The sequence below is a fragment of the Cryobacterium shii genome (genome assembly GCF_004402595.1).
Lineage (GTDB): Bacteria > Actinomycetota > Actinomycetes > Actinomycetales > Microbacteriaceae > Cryobacterium > Cryobacterium shii.
Genome location: NZ_SOFY01000010.1, coordinates 14,021 through 37,809, shown reverse-complemented (window position 1 = coordinate 37,809; position 23,789 = coordinate 14,021). Strand labels below are relative to the sequence as shown.

Below are 23,789 nucleotides of genomic sequence, written 5' to 3'. Positions count from 1 at the left end.
ACCGGGACCCCTTACTTGGTTTCTTCGGCGGGAGCGTCGACCGCGGCGGCTGCTACGGCTTCGTCAGCTGCGGCTTCTTCCGCGGGGGCGGCGGCAACCTCTTCGGTGGCAACCGGCTCGGCGACGACGGCCTCGGTGGCGACAGTCTCGTCAGCAACCGGGGTGGTCTCGGCCGGAGCGGCCAGCAGTTCGGCTTCCCACGCGGCGAGGGGCTCGATTTCGGCCTCCGGCTTGGCGTGGCGCTGAATGAGGCCCTCGGCTGCAGCGTCCGCGATGATGCGGGTCAGCAGGCCGACGGAACGGATGGCGTCGTCGTTGCCCGGGATCGGGTACTGGACGTCGTCCGGGTCGCAGTTCGTGTCGAGGATCGCGATGACGGGGATGCCGAGCTTGCGGGCTTCGTCAATGGCGAGGTGCTCCTTGTTGGTGTCCACAACCCACAGCGCCGACGGCGTCTTCGTGAGGTTGCGGATTCCGCCGAGGCTCTTGTGAAGCTTGACGAGCTCGCGCTTCTTGATGAGCATTTCCTTCTTCGTGAAACCGCTCTTGGCGGTGTCCTCGAAGTCGAGCTCTTCGAGCTCCTTCATGCGGGCCAGACGCTTGGAAACGGTCTGGAAGTTGGTGAGGAGGCCACCGAGCCAGCGCTGGTTGACGTAGGGCTGGCCCACGCGGATCGCCTGTTCGGCGATCGATTCCTGCGCCTGCTTCTTCGTTCCGACGAAGAGGATGGTGCCGCCGTGGGCAACCGTCTCCTTGACGAAGTCATAGGCCTTGTCAACGAACCCGAGCGACTGCTGCAGGTCGATGATGTAGATGCCGGAGCGCTCGGTGAAGATGAAACGCTTCATTTTCGGGTTCCAACGGCGGGTCTGGTGCCCGAAGTGCACGCCGCTGTCGAGCAGCTGGCGAATGGTTACGACGGCCATGAGCCGTTCTCCTTATCTGGCGCGCTGCGAGGCAGCAAAACGCCAATCGGTTTGTGTCGTGATCGGATGATCACTACTCCTGGTGCCCGGCACACATCCGCCCCGCTTCGAGAAGCAAGGACCGAGTGGACGTGGAGGCCGAATGGGCACGCGTAGTCAGCGCACGAAGCGCTGCTTGGACGAGTTTAGCACCCACCGGCACCGCGTCTGGTGCACCGCACCCCGCCCGCGCCCTTCCCCCGGCTCCTCCACAGCCAGACCCCCCGGGGTGCGCAGCACGGATGCCGCGGATACCGGCCGGCCGCATCGCCCCTGAGGCACGGTGGTCGCATGAACCTCTCCCGTTTACTCTCCGCGGCACTGCTGGTGCCGCTGGCCGGCGTGCTGCTGCCGGCGCCGCCCGGCACGCCATCGACTGCGACGAGTGTGGCGGGGACCTGGTCCTGGCCACTGGTGCCGCCGCATCCGGTGGTCGAGGGATTCAGAGCCCCTGCCAGCGAGTATGCGGACGGTCATCGCGGCCTGGACCTGCAGGCGATCCCCGGCACGGCCGTGTTCGCACCGTACGACGGTGTCGTCTCCTTCGCCGGCGTGGTGGTGGATCGCCCTGTGCTGTCGCTCGCTCACGCGGGCGACGTGGTGTCGACGGTGGAACCGGTGGCGGCCATCGTGGGCGCGGGCGAGCGCGTCGCTGCGGGGCAGCTCCTCGGGCACGTTGCCGCCGGGGGCCACTGCGCCGACCGCTGCCTCCACCTCGGGCTGAGGCAGCACGGCCGTTACGTCTCTCCCCTGCTCTACCTGGGCGGGGTCCCACGGGCGGTCCTGCTGACGGCGCGGTAGCCGTGCCGAGTCAGGCGCGGGGGTGCGCGCTCCGGTAGCTCTGCTGGAGCCGTTCCGCGGAGACGTGCGTGTAGATCTGGGTGGTGCCCAGGCTGGCGTGGCCGAGGAGTTCCTGCACGGCGCGCAGGTCGGCGCCTCCGTCGAGCAGGTGGGTCGCTGCGGTGTGGCGCAGCGCGTGCGGGCCCGCCGGTTCGTTTCCCGGGATGCCGGCCAGCAGGGTGGCGACGAGCCGGTACACGGCCCGCACGCCCAGCCGCTGCCGCCGGGCTCCCAGGAACAGCGCGTTCTGCACCGCCGCTTTCTGCACCCCCGTTTCCTGCACCCCGCCCGCCGCCAGCACGGGCCTGGCCCGGCCGAGGTAGGCGAGGATCGCGGTCTGGGCGGGAACGCCGAACGGCACCACCCGCTCCTTCGCGCCCTTGCCCGTGACCCGAACCGTCAACCGGTGCAGGTCGACGTCGGCCACGTCGAGGCCGACGAGTTCGGAGACCCGCAGGCCCGACGCGTAGAGCAGTTCGACGATCGCGAGTTCGCGGAGCGCTGCCGGGTCATTCGTGCGGGCGCGGAGTTCGAGGTGAGTGAGCAGGTCCTGCATCTGCGCCCGGTTGATCACGCGCGGGAGCGGGCGGCCGGGCTTCGGTGAGCGCAGCCTTACCGCGGGGTCGGCGGAACTGCCGCCGGTGCGGGCCAGCCAGGCCGTGAAGCTGCGGGCGGATGCCGAACGCCTCGCGATCGTCGCCCGCGCGAGCCCCGCCTGGGTGGCGACCCAGAGCCAGTCGCGGAGCAGGTCGAGGCTCAACCCTTCCGTGTCGGTGACGCCGCGAGTCTCCGCATAGGCGACGAGCCCGGCCAGATCGGTGCGGTAGGCCCGGACGGTGTGCACGGAGAAGCCACGCTCGGCCGCAAGGTAGATGACGAAGTCGTCGACATGGGCAGCGAGGAGGCGTGCGGGCGCAGCCGTCACCCTGATTCGACCTGCCTGGAGAAGGCCTCGGTGCGCTGTTCGGGAGTGAGCGCCTCCATCCGGGCGAGGAAGGAGGCATCGAAGCCGGTTGCCGCCTCGAACTCCCCGAGGGCCACGTGGGAGTGCACGATCTGGTCGAAGTAGACGTGCACGAGGTTGATCGACTGGCCGCCCTGCAGGCCGCTGAGTTCGCCGCGCGGCGCGGTCGGATCGATGGTGTAGCAGGTCGCGGCGGCGACCGACACGGGGATTCCGGCGAAGAGTCCGGTCGTCGCGTAGTGCAGGTGCCCGCCCAGGATCGCCCGGATGTCGCTGCCGGCAACCACCTCGGCCAGTCTCGCCTGCCCCCGCAGCTCAAGGATGGCCATCAGGGGCAGCATCGTCGGCACGGGCGGATGGTGCAGCGTCAGAAGACTGCCGTGGGGAGCCGGCTCGCGCAGCACGTCCGTCAGCCAGGCCAGCTGCGCCTCGGACAGGTCGCCGTGGTGATAGCCCGGGACACTCGTGTCCAGGGCGATGATGCGCACTCCCCCAATGTCGTGCACCCGGTCGACGGGTGCCATCGACCCGGCCTCGCGCAGCAACTCGGTGCGGAAAGCCTCCCGCTTGCCGTGGTTGCCCATCACCCAGATGACGGGGGCGCCCATCCGTTCGGCCGCGGCCTCGACGATGTCGCGCACCCGGCGATACGCATCGGCCTCACCCCGGTCGGCGATGTCGCCGGTGAACACGAGCGCGTCCGGCCGGAGGCCGGACCGCTCCAGCTGCGCCATCGCCTGGTACACCGTGGTGTCGGTGTCGACCGCACCATAGAGTGCCCGGCTGCCGCCGAGGAAATGGGTGTCACTGATGTGCGCGATCAGGTGGGACGCGGGCGGGTACTGGCCCAGTTGCACGGCTGACATGACTCACCTTTCTCGGTGCCGCCCAGACTACGGCCTGCCTCCGATCATGGTGTCATTCGGAACAGGCGGCGCACCACCTGACCGTCGGCGAGCGCGTCCAGACCCTCGTTGAGTTCGGCGATCGGCCTGGTGTCCGTGTGCAGCAACTCGACCGGCAGCCGGCCATCGCGCCAGAGCTGCAGGTATGCGGCGATGTCCCGGGTCGGGACGGAGTCGCCCATGTAGGAGCCCAGCAGTCGAACGCCGGTGCCGGCGAACTGCAGGGCCTGCACGGAGAGCTGCTGCTCCGGGTTCGGCAAGCCGACCGAGACCAGGGCGCCTCCCCGTGTCAGCAGACCCAGGCAAGCCTCCATCACCCGGGCGCTACCGACCGCTTCGATGGCGACGTCCACGCCGTCCCCGGTGTGCTCGGCCACCAGGGCGGCAGCCTGCTCGGGGGACCCGGCGACATCCGCGCCGCATTTGAGGGCCAGCGCCTGCTTCTCCGGCAGCGGATCGATGGCGATCACGGTGGTTCCGGCGACCTGCGCGGCCGCCATGACGGACATCAGCCCCACCGCTCCCAACCCGAACACGATGATGGACTGGCCGGGTACCAGCCGGGCCGTGTTGAGCACGGCGCCGATCCCGGTCAGGGCGGCGCAGCCGAACATGGCGGCCACGTCGAACGGAACGTCGTCGTCGATGACGACGACGGACTCCCGGGCGACGAGCGCGAACTCCGAGAAGGCGGAGACACCCAGGTGGTGGTTGATGCGTTCACCGTCGGCCGAGGCGAGGACGGCGTCGCCGTGCAGGAGATCGCCGGTGCCGTTGGCCGCGGCGCCGCGGTGGCAGAGCGCCGGGCGCCCCGCCGTGCAGGCACGGCACCGGCCGCAACTGGGCACGAAGACGAGCACGACCCGGTCGCCGACCCGGACATCCGTGACGCCGGAGCCGAGCGCGGCCACAATGCCGGCCGCCTCGTGGCCGAGGGCCATGGGGAGCGGCCGCACCCTTGACCCGTTGATCACGGACAGGTCGGAGTAGCACAGGCTGGCCCGTTCGATCTTCACCAGGACCTCGCCGGCTCGCGGCCGGGGAACGGCCAGCTCTTCCTGCACCAGCGGCGCGCTGACCGAGTACGGGCGGGACGCCCCGGACTCACGGAGGATCGAACTGAGCATCGTGGCGGGCATCGTTGCGGGCTGCATGGCTCTCAACCTAGCCCGGGCGGGCGGCACCGCCCGCTAGCCCGCGCGCACCCACCCGGTTTCCCGCTCGCGCACCGCCCCCTCCAGATCGAGGGCCCCGAGGGAGCCCTGCACGGCCGCCGCCGACAGGCCCGCGCGGCGGGCGATGTCGTTCACGGTGCGCGGCGACCGGGAACTGAGGGCGTCGAACACCCGGATCTGCTCGCTGGTGCGGCCCCCGAACCCGGCCGTGCCACCCTCGTCCGCCGGAAGGTCGAGGGTGAGCTGCAGCATCCGTTCGCCCACGAGTTCGGCCATCTCGGCGGCGTTGGTCACGCAGACGGCGTCGTATTCGCGGATCAGCCGGTGACAGCCGGCGGACGTGGGCGAGGTGACCGGTCCGGGGACGGCGCCGAGCGGCCGGCCCAATGCCGAGGCGTGGCCGGCGGTGTTGAGCGAGCCGGACCGCCATCCGGCCTCCAGCACCACGGTGGCCGCGCTCGAGGCGGCGATCAACCGGTTGCGCTGGAGGAAACGCCATTTCGTCGGTGCCGAACCGCACGGGAGCTCGGAGATGACGGCTCCCTGGGTCGCGATCCGGCCGAGCAGTTCGTCGTGGCCGCTCGGGTAGTACCGGTCGGCTCCCCCGGCCAGGAAGGCCACCGTCACCCCCGAACTGGCCAGCGCGGCCCGGTGGGCCATGCCGTCGATGCCGTACGCGGCGCCGGAGACGATGGCGAAACCGCGGTCCACCAGGCCCGCCGACGCCTCCATGGCCACATGCTCGCCGTAACCGGATGCGGCCCGGGCGCCGACCAGGGCGATCGAGTTCGACAGGGCCAGCAGCGCTCCGGGGATGCCTCGCCACCACAGGGCCAGCGGGGCGTGAAGCCCCAGGTCGTCCACTCCGACCGGCCAGAGCACGTCACCGGGCAGGAGGAGCCGGGTGGATGCGCGCGCGGCCTGGTGCAGGGAGCGGATCACCTCGCCGGAAGACAACCGGGGCCGCCACCGTTGCAGACCCTGATCCAGCAGGGCTGCGAGGTCGTCGGCACCCTCTGCTCGGGCCTCGTCGACGGCCCCGGACTCCGCGACGACCGCCGCCAGACGGGCCGGGGTCCACAGGTCGAGCACGGCCGTGAGCGCGGGCGCGGCGCCGAGCGCCTGCACCAGCAGCCCCGCCGCTCCGTCGCCGGGCTCGGCGATGCCGGTCCAGGCGGCGCGGGCGAAGACGTCGGCGGCCTCGGTCGCATCCGCGACGGCGTGTGCTGCGGCCGCCTGCGCTGCGCCATCCTCCGGAACGTGCGCTGCGGCATCCGTTGGCGCATCCGTCGCGGCAGTCGGCCAGGACATCGGGGAGGAACGCACCGCGCCCGCCAGCTCGATGACCGTGGCCTCCGCCAGCCCGAAAATCGTCATGATGAGATTCCTTTCCGCAGGTAGAGCGCCTGCCCGACCTGTTCGATGCCCGGCCTGGAAACGCCCTCGAGATCCGAGATGGACCAGGCCACCCGAAGCACCCGGTCGTATCCGCGCATGGTGATTCCGCCGCGTTCGAGCGCACGGTCGAGGCCGGCCGTGGCGCTGCGGTCTAGCCGGGCCTGGGGGCCGCGCAGCCAGGGCCCGGGCACGTCGGAGTTCACCGACCACGGGGTGCCCGAGAGCCGGGCGGCTGCCGCGGAACGTGCCGCGACGACCCGCTCTCGGGCGACGGCGCTCACCAGGCGCGGCGTGTCCGCGGCCAGACGCAGCTGGGTGGCGGTGACGCGCTGCACCTTCAGCTGGATGTCGATGCGATCCAGCAGCGGCCCGGAGATGCGCGCCAGGTACCGGCGCCGGGCGTTCGGCGGGCAGGCGCAGTCCAGGTCGGGGGCTCCGTATTGGCCGCAGGCACACGGATTCGCGGCCATCACGAGCTGGAACCGGGCCGGAAAATGGGCGACCACATTGGCGCGGTGGATGATGATCACCCCCGATTCCAGCGGCTGCCGGAGCGCGTCGAGCACCGCCGACGCGAACTCGGGCGCCTCGTCGAGGAAGAGGACCCCGTGGGAGGCCCGGGCTGCCGCGCCCGGTCGGATCTGGCCGCTGCCCCCGCCCACCATCGCCGCGGCCGTGGCCGTGTGATGTGGCGCTTCGAGGGGCGGACGGGTGATCAGGGACCGCCCGACGCCGCGGCCGCTGAGCGAGCGCATGGAGCTGACCTCGAGCGAGGCTGCGGCATCGAGATCAGGCAGCAGCCCGGGCAGCCGGGCCGCGAGCATGGTCTTGCCGGCGCCGGGCGGCCCCACCATGAACACGTGGTGCCCGCCGGCCGCCGCGATCTGCAGCGCCAGGATCGCGTCGTCGTTGCCGATGACGTCCGCCAGGTCCGGCTCGGCGGCCTGCGGCCCGGCGTCGACGGGCAAGAGGATGGGGGTGACCGGGATCGGCTCGAGTTCGGCCCCATGCCAGATCGCGGCGTCCCGCAGGGAGGCCACGCCGATCACCCTCACCCCGGGCACGAGGGAGGCCTCGTCGACGTTGCCGGCGGGCACCATGACCGTGTCGTGGCCGAGCCGGGAGGCGGCGATCACCGCCGGCAGCATGCCGGGCGTCGGCCGCAGCCGGCCGTCGAGGGCGAGCTCGCCGATGTGCAACACCCGGCCGACCGAGTCGGCCGAAACCAGCCGGTCGGCGCCGAGGCACGCCAGGGCGATGGCCAGGTCGAACCCCGATCCGTGCTTGGGCAGCGATGCCGGGGAGAGGTTGATCGTGAGCTTGTTGCGGGTCAGGGGGCAGCCGGAGTTCTTGGCCGCCGCCCGCACCCGCTCGGTCGCCTCCGAGAGCGCAGCGTCGGGCAGCCCGATCAGGATGATGCCCGGCAGCTGGCCGGAGATGTCGGCCTCGACCTCCACGAGCGCCCCGGTCAGCCCGATCAGGGCCACCGCGTGGGTGCGGGCCAGCCCCATCAGAACACCCCCGGCAGATGCTCGATCACCGGGTCGGCGCCGGGACGGATGATCACGGCGATGGCGTCGATGCGGATGCACCGGGGCCGGAGCGTCGACTGGTCGCACCAGGCCGCGGCGAGACGGCGCAGGCGGGCGAGCTTGGCGACCGTGATGGCTTCGAACGGATGCCCGAACCGCGTGCCCGAACGCGTCTTCACCTCGACAAAGGCGACCTCTCCCCCGTTCTCGACGATCAGGTCGACCTCGCCCTGATCGCAGCGCCAGTTGCGGGCCACCAGCCGGTAGCCCGCCGCCGCCAGGAAGATCGCGGCGCAGTCCTCGCCCTGCCTGCCCAGTTCGTCTTTGCGTGCCACGAGCACCTCCGCCGCCAGCCTGCCGGGCAGGCGTGGCAGACGCCGGTGCGGCTCGGAAGCTGTGTGCTGCGCGGCGCGCCTGCCGTTGGGGAGGAACGGGCCGGCGAGCCGACGGCATCCGGCGGTTACAGGCCGAGGGTGGCCAGCGCGGCGTCCATCCGGTTGGCGATCGCCTGATAGCCCTCGTCGTTGGGGTGGAGGCCGTCGACGGCCATCCACTCCGGGTGCCCGTCGAGCCAGTGCGACGCGCCGGGGATGTAGTCGGCGCCGATCCCGGCCGCCGCAGCCTGGACCCAGCCGTTGATCCGGTCCACCGATTCCGGTCGCTCCTCGGTGTACCAGAACGGCTCCACGATGATGAAGAGGGCCTCCGGCAGGGCTGCCTTCAGCTTCGTGAAGTCGCGGGTGATCGCGGCCTTGATCTCGTCGGCGCGGGCGGGCATCGAGAAGTTGTCGTTGAGGCCCATGGTGCTGATCACGATGTCGGGGTGGTCGGCGATCACCTGGTCGACCAGGTCCGCCCCGCCCATCGCGCCCCGGTTGTTCACGAAGCCGAGGCCGTTCCGACTCGGGTTGAACTCGGTCCAGCCGCGCTCGGCCGAGATGATGCTCGACCACCGCTTGTCCGGCGCCGACGCCATGGTGCCGCGGGTGTACGAGTCCCCGTAGAAGGCGACGACGGTCTCGCCCGCGCGCGTTCCGTCCACCGGGCCGGAACCGGTGTCCCCGGCGCCGCGACTCATGAGCACCGCGACGACGGCGATGGCGCTGGTGATGGCGACCACAGAAAGAAGCCCGGACACAATCCGGAAGGTGGTTCGTCGTCGTGTGCTCATGACACCCGTTCGGAGCGGCACCCCGTGCGGCTTGGTCGCGTAGGTGCGGCCCGCGTCATCAACGCACGAGCCGGGGCACCGAGCCACCGGATGCCGCGTCCCCGGCCGCCGCGAACGCGGCATCCGTCTCGCGGAGCACCCGCAGCACGTTGGCCCCGGCCAGTGCGGCCAGGTCGGCGGCAGGCCAGCCGCGCCGGGCCAGCTCGGCCAGCAGCGCGGGGTAGCCGTCGACGCCCTCGAGGCCGACGGGGAACTCGTCGGTGCCGTCGTAGTCGCCGCCGAGGCCGATGTGACGGATGCCGGCGACGTCACGGGCGTGCTCGACGTGGTCGGCGACATCCGTCAGCGTCACCGTCGGGCCCGGCCCGGCCTGACCGCCCTCGAACCACGTGGAGTAGTCCGCGGACAGGAATTGCGGCACGAAGGTGAGCATCAGCACCCCGCCGTTGACCGCGAGGCGGCGCAGCACGTCGTCGGGCACGTTGCGCGGGTGGTCGCTGAGCGCGCGGCAGGAGCTGTGGCTGAAGATGACGGGCGAGTCGGACGCGTCCAGCGCCGCGTGAGCCGTGGCCGGGGAGACATGGGAGAGGTCGACCAGCATGCCAAGCCGGTTCAGCTCCCGGATGTACTCGACGCCGCGCGCGCTGAGGCCGCCGTGCACGGGATCGTCGGTGCCCGAATCGGCCCACTCGGTGTTGTGCACGTGGGTGAGGGTGAGGTAGCGAACGCCCAACCGGGCGAACATGCGCAGCACGGCCGGGGAATCGTTGAGGCAGTGGGCGCCCTCCGCGCCGAGGAGGGACGCGATGCGCCCGGCGGCGCGGGCGGCCTCCACGTCGGCCGCGCTGCGTGCGATGCCGAAGTCCGACGGATAACGGGCCGCGAGGCGGTAGACCCAGTCGATCTGCTCGAGTGTCCCCTGCACGGCGTCCGCGCCCAGGTGGTCGTCACTGACGTAGACCGACCAGAACTGTCCCCCGACCCGGCCTGCCCGCAGCCGCGCAATGTCGGTGTCGGTGGAGAGGCCGCGCTCGAGTCCTTCGACCGAGTAGTCCCGGTTCAACCGGCACTCCCAGGCCCAGTCGTTGTGACCGTCGATCAGCGGCGCCAACTGGATGGCCTGATCCACGACCGTGGCGACGTCGTCGGGCCGAAGGGACGGGTCACTGGTGGCGTGCGCGCTCATGCCTCCACGCTAGCCAGCGGGGATCGGAACTCGCCTACGATTGGAACGGCCCGGAGCCTCACCCACGCTCCCGCCGGCATCCGTCACCCGGCTCTGCGCCGGCTTGCGCGGCCCGGTCCGCCAGCACCAGTTAGGACGCACTCTCATGATGGGTGGACACCATGCCATGACCGGCGCCGCCGCCTGGATCGCCGTCACGGCGACCGCCGGGCACGGTCTCGGCCTCTTCCCGGTCACGCCGGTCGGCACGATCGCCGGTGCGCTGCTCTGCGCCGGGGCTGCCCTGCTGGCCGACGCGGACCACAATGCGGCCACGATCTCCCAGTCGGTGCCGGTGCTGGGCCGGCTCGTCACCACGGGGATCTCCCGCGCCTCCGGCGGTCACCGGCACGGCCTGCACAGCCTGCTGGCTCTGGTCTGCGCCTGGCTGCTCGCCAGCAGCATCGGCTTCGTGCTCTGGCAGCCGCCCGGCGCGGGCCAGCCCGTGAGCATCGGCCCGGCCCTGATGAGTGCCGCTGCGATCGCCTTCGCGGCGAAGGCCCTGGGCCTGGCCCGCGACTCGTGGTGGCTGGCCTGGTTGATCGGGTTCGCCGTGGCGGCGTTCATCGCCCTCTTCGCCCCGGAGCAGCAGTCCTGGTTCGTCGTGTGCTTCACCCTCGGTTACGGCGTGCACCTGCTCGGCGACCTGCTCACCACGGGCGGCATGCCGATTTTCTGGCCGTGGATCCCGAAACCGCCGAGATGGTGGCGCCGGGTGCCGCTGCTCGAGAGCCTCTGGTCGTCGGGCGGCTACCTGGCCCTGCCCCTGCTCGGCAATGCGGGGTCGCTGCGGGAGTGGCTCCTGCTCATCCCCGTCACCCTTTACGCCGGTTACGGCGTCGCGTTCGCCCTGCTCGAACTGGCCGGGGTCAACCTGCAATCGGTGCTGCTCGCGATCGCCGCCGCACTGCCCCTCTGACTCGCTGCTCCGCGCCCCGCTGCCCCGCCGACCCCGCCCTACCCACCCCGCCGCGAACGAATTCGACGGAAGTTTTGGCCGTATCGGGCCCAAACGGGCCCGAAACGGCCCGAAACCGGCCTCTTGCAAATTAATCTCCGTCGAATTGGTTCGACGCCGGGCGAGGCGCCGCCGCCTCCTAGGCTGGAGTTATGGGAATGCGCAACCGGCTGGTGGATCTGCAAATGAAGACGATGAGCGCGCTGCACCTGGCGGTGCTGCGGGCCACCGGCGGGCGGGTTCTCTCCTCGATCGGATCGATGCCCGCGGTCGAACTGCACACGATCGGCCGTTCGAGCGGCAAACGCCGCACGACCATGCTCACGGCCCCCGTGCACGGGCACCAGCGGTTCGTGCTGATCGCATCCAAGGGCGGCGACGACCGGCATCCGCAGTGGTACCTCAACCTCGTCGCGAACCCGGACGTGGAGTTGACGGTGCACGGCAGCACCCTGAAGTTGCGCGCGCGCACCGCCACGACCGAGGAGAAAGCGGAGCTGTGGCCGCAGATCGTCGCCGCCTACCGCGGTTACGACGGCTACCAGCAGAAGACGTCGCGGGACATCCCGGTCGTCATCTGCGAGCCCCGGTCGCGCTGACCGGGACTCGCGCACTCACAACGCGACTCAGAACGCGGCGACCGGTTCCGCGTTGCGCACCTTCGGGAAGACGGGCGGGTGGACCCCGGCCATCTCCTCCAACACCCGGATGACCTGGCAGCTGTAGCCGAACTCGTTGTCGTACCAGACGTAGAGCACGGCCTTGTTGTCCGTGCAGATGGTCGCGAGGCCGTCGACGATCCCGGCGCGCCGCGACCCGAGGAAGTCGCTGGACACGACCTCGGGCGAGTCGATGTAGTCGATCTGCTTGTGCAGTTCCGAGTGCAGCGACATGGTGCGCAGGTAGGTGTTGAGCTCGTCCCGGGTGGTGCCGTTCGCCAGGGTGAGGTTGAGGATCGCCATCGACACGTCCGGCGTGGGAACACGGATGGCGTTGCCGGTGAGCTTGCCGGCCAGCTCCGGCAGGGCCTTGGCGACAGCCTTCGCCGCACCGGTCTCGGTCAGCACCATGTTCAGGGCGGCGCTGCGCCCGCGGCGGTCCCCGGAGTGGAAGTTGTCGATCAGGTTCTGGTCGTTCGTGAACGAGTGCACCGTTTCGACGTGGCCGTCCACGATGCCGAAGCGGTCGTTCACGGCCTTGAGCACCGGCGTGATCGCGTTGGTGGTGCAGGATGCCGCGGTGACGATGGTGTCGCTCAGGTCGATGTCGGCGTGGTTGATGCCGTGCACGATGTTCTTCAGCGCACCCTTCCCCGGCGCGGTGAGCAGCACCCGGGACACGCCCGGGCAGGCCAGGTGCTGGGACAGCCCCTCGGCGTCGCGCCAGCGGCCCGTGTTGTCGACCACGATGGCGTCGTGGATGCCGAACTTCGTGTAGTCGACGGAGGCCGGGTCGGAGGAGTAGATCACCTGGATGAGCGTGCCGTTGGCCAGGATCGTGTTGTTGACCGTGTCGACGGTGATGGTGCCCTCGAAGGGACCGTGCACCGAGTCGCGGCGCAGCAGGCTGGCCCGCTTGATCAGGTCGTTCTCCGAGCCGCGACGCACCACGACGGCGCGCAGGCGCAGTCCCTGGCCGCCGCCGGCGTGCGAGATCAGGATGCGGGCGAGCAGGCGCCCGATCCGGCCGAAGCCGTAGAGCACGACATCCGTGCCGGTCTGCTCGTCGATGCCCTGACGCTCCACGACGTCCGCGAGCTGTTCGCGGAGGAAGCCGTCGAGGCTCTGCCCCGCGCCCTCCAGCTTGTAGGCCATGGCGAGGCGGGCCACGTCGATGGAGGCGGCCCCGAGCCGCAGGGTGCTCAGCGCCTGCAGCAGCGGCAGGGTCTCCCCGAGGGGCAGCTCGGCGTCGTCGATGTGGCGGGCGAAACGGTGCGCCTTCAGCAGCCCGACCACGGACTGGTTGACCAGCCCGCGCCCGTGCACGCTCGTCACGACGTTGTTTTCGCGGTACAGCCGGCCGATCAGCGGGATCATCGCCTCAGCGAGGGCCTCCCGGTCGATCCACGTGGCGCGTGCGAGGTCCGATTCCTGAAGCAAAAGAAATACCCTTCTCTCTCGACCGCATCGTTGCGCCGAGTTGTGCAGGCTGGTGCAGCCTGAGCCCCCATCCGGCCGACGGTGGCCTGACGGAGGAGAATCCCCCACGGTAGAACTCACGAACTCGGACCGCTCACGCGGTCCGGCTGAGCGGTGTCACTCGTCGAGCGCGAGCTCCTTGGGCAGCTCGAACTCCTTGGATGCGAGCTCTTCCACGTTGACGTCCTTGAACGTGAGCACCCGAACCGACTTCACGAACCGGTCAGACCGGTACACGTCCCACACCCAGACGTCTTTCATCGTCAGTTCGAAGTAGAAGTCGTGCTCCGTGTCCCGGCGAACCAACTCCACCTCGTTCGCGAGATAGAAGCGTCGCTCGGTCTCGACCACGTATTGGAACTGCCCAACGACGTCTCGATACTCTCGGTACAGGGCCAACTCGACCTCGCGGTCGTAGTCCTCGAACTCTTCTTCTTCCATGGTGACTCAATCTTACGCTGTGATTTTGAGCCAGGATCTGCGGTGCAGCACGGTCGGGCCGAGCAGCGCGATCGCGCCCATGTGGGCGGCACTGCCGTAACCCTTGTTCCCGGCCCACTCATAACCGGGGGTAACGGCATCCGCTTCGATCATGAGAGCGTCCCGGTGCACCTTGGCGATCACGGATGCCGCCGCCACCGACGCGCAGTCCTGGTCGGCCCGGATGCGCGTGACGACGTTGAGCGGGGTGACCAGTGCCTTGTTCAGCCAGTCGTCGTTGCCGTCCAGGAGCACGACGCCGCCGGTGATGTCGACCCCGGCCGCGTGGAGCCGCGAGAGGGCCCTCTTGCCGGCGAGGCCGAGGGCGGCGATGATGCCCAGCTCGTCGACCTCCTGCGCCGAGGCGAGCCCGACGGCCGAGTGCAGGGCCCAGGCGACGGCCAGCGGGGCGAGGAGCTCGCGCCGCGGCTGGCTGAGCATCTTGGAGTCGCGTAAGCCGGCCGGGAACGGCGTGGCGGAGGCGTCGACGACGGCGACGCCGACGCCGACGGGGCCGGCCAGGGCGCCGCGGCCCACCTCGTCACAGCCGATCACGCAGGTCGCTCCGGCTGCCAGCAGGGCCAGCTCGACATCCAGGGTCGGATCCATGACAGCCACCTAGTCGGTCCCCGAGGGGATTCCTCGGAAAACCTCCGGGTAGTCGTCGAGCCAGGACCAACGGGCCAGCGGCCAGCTGATCACGAGGGCGCGGCCGACGACGTTGTCCTCGGGCACGTACCCCTTGCCCGGAGTGTCGCCGTTGTAGCGGGAGTCCTTGGAGTTGTACCGGTTGTCGCCCATCACCCAGAGCGAACCGTCCGGCACCACGATGTCAAAGTCGTCCTTGGACACCCGGGTCTCCCCGACCGGCAGCGTCACGTACGGTTCGTCGAGGGGGACGTCGTTGACGCTCATCTGTCCGAGGGCGTTGCAGCAGACGACGTGGTCGCCCGGCAGCCCGATGACGCGCTTGATCAGGTGGTCGTTGCTGTCCGGCGCGGACAGGCCCACGACGGAGAGGACCCACTCCGCCCCGGCGACGATGGGATTCTGCTCGATCGGCGCCTGCGGCAGGAGCCAGCCGCCCGGATCCCGGAAGACGACGACGTCGCCACGCTCGATCGGCATCAGTTTCGGCTCGAGCTGGTTGACGATGATGCGGTCGTTGACCAGCAACGTGGTCTCCATCGACCCGGAGGGGATGTAGAAGGACCGGATCAGGAACGTCTTGATCAGGAACGAGATGAGCAGGGCCACCACGAAGATGACCAGGAGGTCACGAAAAAAGAGTGCAACGCCGCGCTTCGTGCGCTTCGTTTCTGAATCCAGGCGATGAGACCGCGTGGGCAGAGAATTGTCCGTCATTAAACCACCTGAGCTCCTGACCCAGTGTACGGGTGAGGAGCTCAGGGTCAATCCAGCAGCAGCTGCGAGTCGGTCGTAACCGTTAGTCGCGCTTCTCTTTGATCTTGGCCTTCTTGCCACGCAGGTCGCGCAGGTAGTACAGCTTCGCGCGACGCACGTCACCACGGGTGACGACCTCGATGTGGTCGATCACCGGGGAGTGCACCGGGAAGGTACGCTCGACGCCGACCTGGAAGCTGACCTTGCGAACGCAGAACGTTTCGCGCACGCCTTCGCCGGAGCGGCCGATGACGACTCCCTGGAAGACCTGCACACGAGAGCGGGCGCCCTCAACGATGTTGACGTGGACCTTGACGGTATCGCCGGCGCGGAACGCCGGGATGTCCTTGCGGAGGGATGGTGCATCCACCTGGTCGAGAATATGCATATTGGTTCGCTCTCTGTATCCGCCACAGGACGACTACGGCTTATGCGGGCCCGCACGCGAACGTGTTCGGGTCAGCAAATGAATGAGTGTGTTTCGTGCCGATACGTTGCAGCTCCCCTGTGGCAGAGGCTTGCCACGGCACAAGCATTGAGTATGTCACGAAACCGCGGACTCCCACAAAGAAGAGGCCGAGCCGGCGGTCAGGATTCCGGCGGCTTCTCCCGCACGATGATCACGGGCGGCAACTCGGTGGGCGGCAGATCGCCGGGGACGAGGCCCCCACGCGCCGTCTCGTCGACGAGGATCATCATGGCCTGCACGCTCTTGCGGGCAGCGGCGACGAGCTCCCAGATGGCGAACCAGAAAACGCCGATTCCGACCAGGATGACCAGCGCGGCCAGCCCCGGAGCCCAGGTGTAGGAGAACCCCATGGCCACGATCAGGCCGTGCCAGAGGGTGAGGAATCCGACATCCGCCCAGGACACGGCGCGGGTCGTGCGCACCTCTTTGCGGGCGTAGAAGAGCAGGCTCACGGCCAGCAGGCCGAGCCCGATGAAGAGGCCGCTGAAGAAGCTGCCGACGACGTCCCAGCCGCCGGTCCCGTAGATCGAAGCACCGATCATCAGCCACGCCGGTAGCGCGAGCACGGCGATGAACTGCCAGTAGAAGAAGACCCTGCGTACGAACACGCAATCAGACTACCCGGGCGGTTCGGGCGTGTGCCCTCAGTTCGCTGGAGGCAGAAGGTCAGGGCGCACTCGGGCCGTACGTTCCAGCTGCTGCTCGCGTCGCCACGCGGCGATGGCGCCGTGGTTGCCGCTGAGCAGCACGGGCGGCACCTCGAGTTCCCGCCAGGCGGCCGGCTTGGTGTAGCTCGGGTACTCGAGCAGGCCGTCCTCGTGGGACTCTTCGACGAGGCTCTCCGGGTTGCCGACCACCCCGGGGATGAGACGCCCGACCGCCTCGATCATGGCCATGACGGCCACCTCTCCCCCGTTGAGCACGTAGTCGCCGAGGCTGACCAGCCGCACCCGGCCCGTGCGGGCGAAGTGGTCGAAGACTCGCTGGTCGATGCCCTCGTAACGGCCGCAGCCGAAGATCAGGTTGCGCTCCTGGGCCAATTCCCGGGCCATCGCCTGGGTGAAGAGCTCACCGGCCGGTGACGGGAAAATCAGCACCGGCCCGTCGTCGGCCACGTCGCCGAGGATCTCGTCGATGGCCTCGCCCCACGGCTCCGGCTTCATCACCATTCCGGCACCACCGCCGTACGGAGTGTCGTCGACGGTTCGGTGCCGGTCGTGGGTGTGGTCCCGCAGGTTGTGCACGCGCAGGTCGATCAGGCCGGACTGCCGGGCCTTGCCGACCAGGGAGACGTCGAGGACGGAGAAGAACTCCGGGAAGATCGTGATGATGTCGATGCGCACGGGAGAAGTCTACGAGCGAACGAGTACGGGTGAAGCGGATGCGGCGTCCAGGGTCACGGCCCGGTTCCCCCGTGTGCGATGGGAGAAGTAGACCGGCAGCGCGGTGAAGGCGATGGCGCCGAGGAGGTTGCCGAGGAGCACGGGGGCCTGGTTCCAGAGCCACCACTCGCCCATGCTGATGTCGGCGCCGAGCATCATTCCGGCGGGGATCACGAACATGTTGACGATCGCGTGCTCGAGGCCGAGGCTGAAGAAGATCGTGACCGGGAGCCACATCGCCAGGATCTTCCCGCCGGTCGACTTCGAGGTGTAGAACATGATCGTTCCAATGGCCACCATCCAGTTACAGAGCATCGCCTTGACGATGGCGACGAGGATGCCGCCGGCACCGGCGGCCTGGTAGGGCAGCACCTTGTGCTCGGCCAGGTGGATGATCGCCTGCACCATGGGGTCGCTCGAGTCGGTGCCGGCGTAGGTGATCGCGAACGTGTACAGGGCTGCGTACAGTCCGGCCCCGAGGAGGTGCGCGAGGATGACGACTACGAAGTTCTTGACGCACTTCCGGATGGTCGTCCGGCCTTCCAGGACGGCGAGCGGAATAAGGGCGAAGCTTCCCGTGACGAGTTCCAGGCCGAGCAGCAGAATAATGGCGAAGCCGACGGGGAAGAGGACCGCCCCCACGATCGGGAGCCCGGTCTGGGCCGCCGCGGTGAGGGCCACGGTCGTCGCCGCACCGAGGATGGCACCCGAAAGGGTGCCGCGCACGAACATCTGCTTAGTGGTCAGGTTCGATTTATGTTCACCCGAGTGGATGATGTCATCGATGAGTTGGTCGGGTTTGACGTACGACATGCGCGGTTACTCCTAGAACGGATCTGCCGCGTCGTAACGAGCCGGGAAGTCGGACGGGCGCGGCGCGCCTCTCCCCTGGGGGTGGACGGGTCGCGTCTATGCGCCGTCGGTGTCGGTGGGTGCGGGCACGTCGGAGGGCTTCTCGGCCGCTTCCTCGTCCGCTGCGGGGGCCTCGTCGGCCGCGAGGGCCTCGTCGGATTCCTCGGGTTCCTCGGGGAGTTCCTCGAGAAGGCCGGGGGGCGGGGTGATCGTGACGATGCCCCGCTTGATGTCCACGGAGGGCACGATGGCCTTCACGAACGGGATCATCACGTCGCCGGCCGGGGTCTTCACGATCAGGAGGTCCTGGGCGGGAAGGTGCTCGAGCCGGGAGATGGTGCCGATCTGCACGTCGTCGCGCACGACGGCCAGGCCGATCAGCTGGTGGTCGTACCAGGCGTCTTCTTCGTCGGACTGCTCCGCGTCATCCTGGTCGATCCAGAGGATGGCCTTCGCCAGGGCCTCGGCCGCTTCGCGGTCGGGCACGTCCTTGAAGAAACCGACGGCGTGCTGGTTGTACCAGCGCAGTTCGACGAGTTCGATCTTTTTGCCGTGCCAGGGCGAACCCGTGGGCACCTGCAGGGTGAACACGGCGCCCGGGACGAAACGACGTCCCGGGTCATCCGTGAACAGCTCGAGCTTGATCGCGCCTTTGAGGCCGTGCGCCTTGGTCAGGCGCCCCACCCTCAACTGGCTGCGCGGAGTCGTGCTGTCGTTCACCGAACTCATATCCAACTACTCATTTACCAGTTCAGAAATCGGTGTCGACGACGTCAACGCGTACGCGCTTGCCGTCGGCCAGCGCGGCCACGAGGGTGCGCAGTGCCTTGGCGGTGCGCCCGGAGCGACCGATCACGCGACCGAGGTCTTCGGGGTTCACACGAACCTCGAGAACCTCGCCGCGAGGGGAAGTCTGGGCTGCAACGTGCACGTCGTCCGGGTGATCAACGATTCCCTTGACGAGGTGCTCAAGCGCGGGAGCAAGCAAAATTACGCCTTGTCCTCTTCGGTTGCCTCGGCGGCAGCTTCGGATTCCTTGGGCGCTTCTTCCTTGACGACGGGCTTGTCAGCCTTCGGCTTCAGAACCGGCTTCTTCTTCTCGTCGGCGACGAAGGGAACCTTCGGCTCCTTGAACTTCACGGTGCTGACGGCGTTCTTGTCGCCCTTGAAGATGCCCCAGTCGCCGGTCAGCTTGAGGAGAGCCTCAACCTGCTCGGTCGGCTGTGCGCCAACGCTCAGCCAGTACTGCGCACGCTCGGACTTGACCTCGATGACGGAGGGCTCCTGCGTGGGGTGATAGATGCCGATCTCTTCGATGACGCGACCGTCGCGCTTGGTGCGCGAGTCGGCGACAACGATGCGGTAGTACGGTGCACGGATCTTGCCCATGCGCTTCAAACGAATTTTGACAGCCACAATTCTCCTGTGTATTTGATTTTTGGCGAACTGACGGCCGTGAGCGTGGGGGCACACTCGGCACAAGCTCAAATAAGGTTTCTTCCTGCGCCTGAGTAGAGGGTCGGACGCAAGAGAACTCGACTAACCATTCTGTCAGACATCACCCTCTTTGTGATAATCGGATGCCGATGCCACCGGCCCCGAGCCCCGCCCGTGGCACCGACGCGCGAATAGCTGTCAGGATTGGGTCTGAACACACCCGTTCGGGTGCGCCAGACCGGGAGGACCGGACGTGGGAATCGAATTTGCCCGCTCATCGCGGTCGACCATCGGCATCGAGTGGGAGCTCGCGCTCGTCGACCGGGAGTCGGGAGACCTGGTCTGCCTGGCCGACGAGGTGCTCGCCGCGCTGCGTGGGACCGACGGCGCGCCGCACCTGCACATCACCGGCGAGTTGCTGCTCAACACGGTCGAGCTGGTGTCCGGGGTGCACCACACGGTGGGCGGCGCGGTCGCGGACGTGGCGGCGCAGGTCGAGGAGGTGCGGGCGATCACGGATCCACGGGGCGTCGACCTGATCTGCAGCGGATCGCATCCGTTCGGCCAGTGGTTCGACCAGGAGGTCACCGACAAGGCCCGCTACCACCGCCTGATCGAGCGCACCCAGTGGTGGGGCCGCAACATGATGATCTGGGGCATCCACGTGCACGTAGGGATCGAGGACAAGGCCAAGGTCATCCCCATCCTGAACGGCCTCCTCGGCTACCTGCCGCACCTGCAGGCCCTGTCCGCGTCGAGCCCGTACTGGGCCGGGGTGAACACCGGCTACGCCTCCAACCGGGCGCTGATGTTCCAGCAGCTGCCCACCGCCGGCCTGCCCTGGATCCTGGAGGACTGGGAGGCCTGGGAACACTATGTGGAGGACATGACCGCCACCGGCGTGATCGAGGACGTGACCGAGGTGCGCTGGGACATCCGCCCGTCGCCGCGCTGGGGAACGATCGAGGTGCGCGCCTGCGACGGCGTGTCCACGACCGAGGAGCTCGGGGCCATAGCCGCGTTCATCCAGTGCCTGGTCGAGTGGATGTCCACCCGGCTCGACGACGGCGAGGAGGTGCCGTCGATGCAGCCCTGGTTCGTGCGCGAGAACAAGTGGCGGGCAGCCCGCTACGGACTGGACGCCCAGATCATCATGGATGCCGCCGGGCAGGAATGCCCGGTCGTCGACGACGTGCACCGGCTGATCGGCGCCCTCTCCCCCGTCGCCGAGCGCCTGGGCTGCCTGGACGAGCTGCTGGGGCTGGGCCGGATCATCTCCGGGGGCGCGAGTTACCAGCGCCAGCTCCGGATCGCCGACGACAACGACGGCGACCTGCCAGCCGTCGTCAAGGCGCTCAGCCGGGAACTGCGCACCGGCCTGTCCGGCGATCGCTGACCCGTCTCGCGGTACCCCGCCAGCGCAGACCCGCTGCTTCACCGTGCGCACAGGCATCGCGGCCGCGATCCGGCCCGGACCTCGCCGAGACCTCGCCGAACCGTGAGTTGCGACCCTTTCCGGGCGAGAAAGAGGGGCGGAACTCACGGCTCGGCGGATGTCTGAAGCGCGTTTTTGCATTCGCGCCAGGCTAGCCAGTCGGTTACGGGTCGCGGCCCCGGGCCTGGGCCTGGCCGTCTGACCGCCTTTGGCACGACTATTCCGCTGAACCCGTGACTCGCGGATGCCCGCGGGCTGCGGTTCGGGTTTTCGTGGCGCGGGCGCGGCCGGCACCGCTGGCCCGCTGTGCGAGGTGGTCCTGACCCGGCACCCAACCCCGGGCCGCGTCATGGCAGACCGGTGCCATCACCTCGGGTTTGCCCCGCACCATGCGGATCAGCCACCCCGACGTCTCGATGCTGTGGTCGTTGCTCGTGGCACTCAATGGCTGGCGACGCGTCGAATGCGCGGGCCCGGAACGGCGCCGAGCCGTGAGTTGCGACCCTCCGCAGACGAAAAAGAGGGTCTAAACTCACGGCTCGGCGGAAGGGCTGTTACGCGTTTTTGCTGTCGCGCCAGGCCAGCCAGTCGGTGAGCGGGGCCAGGTCGTAGCGGGGGCCGGAGAGCCCGAGGGTGAACAGGCGCGCGCCGAGGTCGTAGAGCTGGTCGGCCTCCTCGACCGTGCGGGCGCGCAGCTCGGTGGAGATCTCGATCTCGGCCAGGTCGCGGCCGACCGTGTCGCACCAGCCCGCCAGCACCCCGAGCTTGTGCTCGAGCACCGCGGGGGTGGAGAACGAGTGCCAGATGTCGGCGTGCCTGGCCACGATCCGCAGGGTCTTCTTTTCCCCGCCGCCGCCGATCAGCACCGGGATGTCGCGCACGGGCGGCGGGTTGAGTTTCGCCCAACGGGCCTCGATCCGCGGCAGGTCCGCTTCGAGGGCGTCCAGGCGGCCGCCGACGGTGCCGAACTCGAAGCCGTACTCGTCATAGTCGCGCTCGAACCAGCCGGAGCCGGTGCCGAAGATGAACCGGCCGCCGCTGATGTGGTCGATGGTGCGCGCCATGTCGGCCTGGAGGTCGGGGTTGCGGTAGCTGTTGCAATTGACCAGGGCGCCCAGTTCGATCGTGCTGGTCTGCTCGGCCCAGGCCGCGAGGATGGTCCAGGATTCGAAGTGCAGGCCGTCTTTGTCGCCGGAGAGCGGGAAGAAGTGGTCCCAGTTGAAGGCCACGTCCGTGCCCAGGGCCTCGACCTCGGCCACCGTCTCCCGGATCTTCGCGTAGGTGGCGTGCTGGGGCGCGATTTGCGCGCCGATGCGCACCCGGCCGGCCGTGGACGAGGGCAGGGGGGACGGCGTGGAGGAGGTCATGGGCTCATCCTAAACCGGCCACCGGGGCGCCCGGCGGCGCTGCCGAAGGTGTCACCGGCGGCGCTGCCGTGGGCGCTACCGGCCGAGCATCTTCTGCAAAGCGGCCATCTCGTCTTCGGTGGGGCCGCCGGCCTTCTTCGAGCCCCCGCTCGCGCCGGCACCGAGGCCGAAGCCCGTGCCGCCGCTCACGCCGGCGCCGAGGGCCGGCTTCTCGCCGGACGCGATCGCCAGGTTCTCCGCCGCGCGTTTGGCCGGGTTGCCCGACTTGGACCCCTTCTTCTTGGGCTGCGGCTTGCCGCGCCCGCCGCCGCCGCCCATTCCACCGGGGACCGGCCCCATGCCGGGGATGTTGGGCATGCCGCCCTTGGCGACCGTCTTCATCATCTTCGAGGCCTGCTCGAATCGCTGCACGAGCTGGTTCACCTCGGTCACGGTCGAGCCGGCACCGCGGGCGATGCGCAGCCGGCGGGAGCCGTTGAGCAGTTTCGGGGTGGTGCGCTCGGCCTTGGTCATCGACTGGATGATGGCCTCGGTGCGCACGATCTCGCGCTCGTCGAAGTTGTCGAGCTGCGCCTTCATGGCGCCGGCGCCGGGGAGCATGCTCATCATCTTCTTGATCGAGCCCATGTTGCGCAGCTGCTGCATCTGGCCGAGGAAGTCGTCCAGCGTGAAGCTGTCGGTGGAGAACTTCTCCGCCATCTTGCGCGCTTCGTCTTCGTCGAACGCGCCCTGCGCCTGCTCGATCAGGGTGAGGATGTCACCGAGGTCCAGGATGCGGGACGCCATCCGGTCGGGGTGGAACGGCTCGAAGTCGTCGAGGCTCTCACCGGTCGACGCGAACATGATCGGCCGGCCCGTGATCGAGGCCACGGACAGGGCCGCACCACCGCGCGCGTCGCCGTCGAGCTTGGAGAGTACGACGCCGGTGAAGTCGACGCCGTCCTGGAAGGCCCTGGCGGTGGCCACGGCGTCCTGGCCGATCATGGCGTCGATGACGAAGAGGACCTCGTCCGGGTCGATGGCCTTACGGATGTCCGCGGCCTGCTTCATCATCTCGGCGTCGACGCCGAGGCGTCCGGCGGTGTCGACGATGACCACGTCGTGCATCTTCTGCTGGGCGTACTTCACGCCGTCGCGGGCGACCGTGACCGGGTTCCCGACGCCGTTGCCCGGCTGCGGCGCGTACACGGGCACGCCGGCCTGGGCCCCGACGACCTCGAGCTGCGTGACGGCGTTGGGGCGCTGCAGGTCGGCGGCGACGAGGATCGGGGTGTGGCCGTCTTTGGCGAGCCACTTCGCGAGCTTGCCGGCGAGCGTGGTCTTGCCGGCACCCTGGAGACCCGCGAGCATGATGATGGTCGGCGGCTTCTTGGCGAACTCGAGCCGGCGCTGCTGCCCGCCGAGGATCTCGACGAGTTCCTCGTTGACGATCTTCACGACCTGCTGGGCCGGGTTCAGCGCCTTGCTGACCTCGTCCCCGAGGGCGCGCTCACGCACCTTGCCGGTGAAGTCCTTGACGACCTCGAGGGCGACGTCGGCGTCGAGGAGGGCGCGCCGGATCTCGCGGACGGTGCCGTCGACATCCGCCGCACTGAGCTTGCCCTTGGTGCGGAGATTCTTGAACGTCTCGGCCAGGCGATCTGAGAGGTTTCCAAAAGTAGCCATTATGCGTTTAGTTTAACCGGTCCGCAG

General features: G+C 69.0%; 26 protein-coding genes. 4 read left to right on the top strand and 22 right to left on the bottom strand.

Annotated features, from left to right (window positions below):
* Positions 1-11: 11 nt before the first annotated feature.
* Positions 12-926 (bottom strand): 30S ribosomal protein S2, encoded by a 915-nt coding sequence (gene rpsB / locus E3O49_RS17480; protein ID WP_134368256.1) that lies wholly within the window; start codon positions 924-926, stop codon positions 12-14.
* A gap of 330 nt (positions 927-1,256) precedes the next feature.
* Here rpsB and E3O49_RS17475 point away from each other — a divergent pair, with 330 nt between their 5' ends.
* A complete protein-coding gene (locus E3O49_RS17475) occupies positions 1,257-1,766 on the top strand; it encodes a murein hydrolase activator EnvC family protein (protein WP_134434337.1) in 510 nt (169 codons plus the stop codon).
* Positions 1,767-1,776: 10 nt separating this feature from the next.
* On the opposite strand, the gene E3O49_RS17470 is transcribed toward E3O49_RS17475, so the two are convergent.
* The 8 genes from E3O49_RS17470 to E3O49_RS17435 all read right to left on the bottom strand — a co-directional run bounded on the left by E3O49_RS17470 (position 1,777) and on the right by E3O49_RS17435 (position 10,136).
* Complete coding sequence (locus E3O49_RS17470) at positions 1,777-2,736, bottom strand: tyrosine recombinase XerC (RefSeq protein ID WP_134402392.1); 960 nt, start codon at positions 2,734-2,736, stop codon at positions 1,777-1,779.
* Positions 2,727-3,635, bottom strand: a complete 909-nt coding sequence (locus E3O49_RS17465; RefSeq protein ID WP_134450892.1) for a phosphodiesterase — start codon at positions 3,633-3,635, stop codon at positions 2,727-2,729. The genes E3O49_RS17470 and E3O49_RS17465 overlap by 10 nt, the downstream gene beginning before the upstream one ends.
* Positions 3,636-3,679: 44 nt before the next feature.
* Positions 3,680-4,828, bottom strand: a complete 1,149-nt coding sequence (locus tag E3O49_RS17460) for an alcohol dehydrogenase catalytic domain-containing protein (protein ID WP_370261508.1) — start codon at positions 4,826-4,828, stop codon at positions 3,680-3,682.
* A gap of 36 nt (positions 4,829-4,864) precedes the next feature.
* Positions 4,865-6,226 carry a DNA-processing protein DprA gene (locus tag E3O49_RS17455; protein ID WP_241975784.1) on the bottom strand — a complete coding sequence of 454 codons (1,362 nt, stop codon included), beginning with the start codon at positions 6,224-6,226 and terminating at the stop codon, positions 4,865-4,867.
* The gene (locus tag E3O49_RS17450; protein WP_134368259.1) at positions 6,223-7,758 is read right to left on the bottom strand and encodes a YifB family Mg chelatase-like AAA ATPase; all 1,536 of its coding nucleotides are present in this window, start codon (positions 7,756-7,758) and stop codon (positions 6,223-6,225) included. The genes E3O49_RS17455 and E3O49_RS17450 overlap by 4 nt, the downstream gene beginning before the upstream one ends.
* The gene (locus tag E3O49_RS17445) at positions 7,758-8,114 is read right to left on the bottom strand and encodes a YraN family protein (RefSeq protein WP_134368260.1); all 357 of its coding nucleotides are present in this window, start codon (positions 8,112-8,114) and stop codon (positions 7,758-7,760) included. Before E3O49_RS17445 ends, E3O49_RS17450 begins: the two co-directional genes overlap by 1 nt.
* A gap of 125 nt (positions 8,115-8,239) precedes the next feature.
* Entirely contained in the window at positions 8,240-8,950 is a 711-nt protein-coding gene (locus E3O49_RS17440) for an SGNH/GDSL hydrolase family protein (protein ID WP_241975783.1), read from the bottom strand.
* Positions 8,951-9,008: 58 nt separating this feature from the next.
* Complete coding sequence (locus tag E3O49_RS17435; protein WP_134402391.1) at positions 9,009-10,136, bottom strand: dipeptidase; 1,128 nt, start codon at positions 10,134-10,136, stop codon at positions 9,009-9,011.
* Between the two features lie 145 nt (positions 10,137-10,281).
* Here E3O49_RS17435 and E3O49_RS17430 point away from each other — a divergent pair, with 145 nt between their 5' ends.
* Both E3O49_RS17430 and E3O49_RS17425 read left to right on the top strand, forming a co-directional pair.
* The gene (locus E3O49_RS17430) at positions 10,282-11,094 is read left to right on the top strand and encodes a metal-dependent hydrolase (RefSeq protein ID WP_134368261.1); all 813 of its coding nucleotides are present in this window, start codon (positions 10,282-10,284) and stop codon (positions 11,092-11,094) included.
* A gap of 191 nt (positions 11,095-11,285) precedes the next feature.
* Entirely contained in the window at positions 11,286-11,732 is a 447-nt protein-coding gene (locus E3O49_RS17425; RefSeq protein WP_134368262.1) for a nitroreductase family deazaflavin-dependent oxidoreductase, read from the top strand.
* 27 nt (positions 11,733-11,759) lie between these two features.
* Here the strand turns inward: E3O49_RS17425 and E3O49_RS17420 are convergent, their stop codons facing one another.
* The 11 genes from E3O49_RS17420 to rpsP all read right to left on the bottom strand — a co-directional run bounded on the left by E3O49_RS17420 (position 11,760) and on the right by rpsP (position 19,274).
* Positions 11,760-13,232 (bottom strand): glyceraldehyde-3-phosphate dehydrogenase, encoded by a 1,473-nt coding sequence (locus E3O49_RS17420; RefSeq protein WP_134368263.1) that lies wholly within the window; start codon positions 13,230-13,232, stop codon positions 11,760-11,762.
* A gap of 156 nt (positions 13,233-13,388) precedes the next feature.
* The gene (locus tag E3O49_RS17415; protein ID WP_130176401.1) at positions 13,389-13,712 is read right to left on the bottom strand and encodes a DUF2469 family protein; all 324 of its coding nucleotides are present in this window, start codon (positions 13,710-13,712) and stop codon (positions 13,389-13,391) included.
* A gap of 12 nt (positions 13,713-13,724) precedes the next feature.
* Positions 13,725-14,360, bottom strand: a complete 636-nt coding sequence (locus tag E3O49_RS17410; protein ID WP_338144963.1) for a ribonuclease HII — start codon at positions 14,358-14,360, stop codon at positions 13,725-13,727.
* 9 nt (positions 14,361-14,369) lie between these two features.
* Positions 14,370-15,116, bottom strand: coding sequence for a signal peptidase I (lepB, locus tag E3O49_RS17405; protein WP_134368265.1), 747 nt, complete (start codon positions 15,114-15,116; stop codon positions 14,370-14,372).
* A gap of 82 nt (positions 15,117-15,198) precedes the next feature.
* Positions 15,199-15,543 (bottom strand): 50S ribosomal protein L19, encoded by a 345-nt coding sequence (gene rplS / locus E3O49_RS17400; RefSeq protein ID WP_134368266.1) that lies wholly within the window; start codon positions 15,541-15,543, stop codon positions 15,199-15,201.
* Between the two features lie 200 nt (positions 15,544-15,743).
* Positions 15,744-16,232 (bottom strand): MFS transporter, encoded by a 489-nt coding sequence (locus E3O49_RS17395; RefSeq protein ID WP_134368267.1) that lies wholly within the window; start codon positions 16,230-16,232, stop codon positions 15,744-15,746.
* A 36-nt stretch (positions 16,233-16,268) separates the two neighbouring features.
* Positions 16,269-16,967 (bottom strand): tRNA (guanosine(37)-N1)-methyltransferase TrmD, encoded by a 699-nt coding sequence (trmD, locus tag E3O49_RS17390; RefSeq protein WP_134368268.1) that lies wholly within the window; start codon positions 16,965-16,967, stop codon positions 16,269-16,271.
* A 9-nt stretch (positions 16,968-16,976) separates the two neighbouring features.
* A complete protein-coding gene (locus tag E3O49_RS17385) occupies positions 16,977-17,819 on the bottom strand; it encodes a formate/nitrite transporter family protein (protein WP_134368269.1) in 843 nt (280 codons plus the stop codon).
* A gap of 96 nt (positions 17,820-17,915) precedes the next feature.
* Entirely contained in the window at positions 17,916-18,587 is a 672-nt protein-coding gene (gene rimM / locus E3O49_RS17380) for a ribosome maturation factor RimM (protein ID WP_134368270.1), read from the bottom strand.
* Between the two features lie 22 nt (positions 18,588-18,609).
* A complete protein-coding gene (locus E3O49_RS17375) occupies positions 18,610-18,846 on the bottom strand; it encodes an RNA-binding protein (protein WP_134368271.1) in 237 nt (78 codons plus the stop codon).
* A gap of 2 nt (positions 18,847-18,848) precedes the next feature.
* A complete protein-coding gene (gene rpsP, locus E3O49_RS17370; protein WP_134368272.1) occupies positions 18,849-19,274 on the bottom strand; it encodes a 30S ribosomal protein S16 in 426 nt (141 codons plus the stop codon).
* A 274-nt stretch (positions 19,275-19,548) separates the two neighbouring features.
* Between rpsP and E3O49_RS17365 the strand changes: the two genes are divergently transcribed.
* A complete protein-coding gene (locus E3O49_RS17365) occupies positions 19,549-20,691 on the top strand; it encodes a glutamate--cysteine ligase (protein ID WP_134368273.1) in 1,143 nt (380 codons plus the stop codon).
* Between the two features lie 593 nt (positions 20,692-21,284).
* Here E3O49_RS17365 and E3O49_RS17360 read toward each other — a convergent pair.
* Both E3O49_RS17360 and ffh read right to left on the bottom strand, forming a co-directional pair.
* The gene (locus tag E3O49_RS17360) at positions 21,285-22,097 is read right to left on the bottom strand and encodes an LLM class F420-dependent oxidoreductase (RefSeq protein WP_134368274.1); all 813 of its coding nucleotides are present in this window, start codon (positions 22,095-22,097) and stop codon (positions 21,285-21,287) included.
* Positions 22,098-22,172: 75 nt separating this feature from the next.
* A complete protein-coding gene (gene ffh, locus E3O49_RS17355; RefSeq protein WP_134368275.1) occupies positions 22,173-23,762 on the bottom strand; it encodes a signal recognition particle protein in 1,590 nt (529 codons plus the stop codon).
* Positions 23,763-23,789 lie beyond the last annotated feature (27 nt).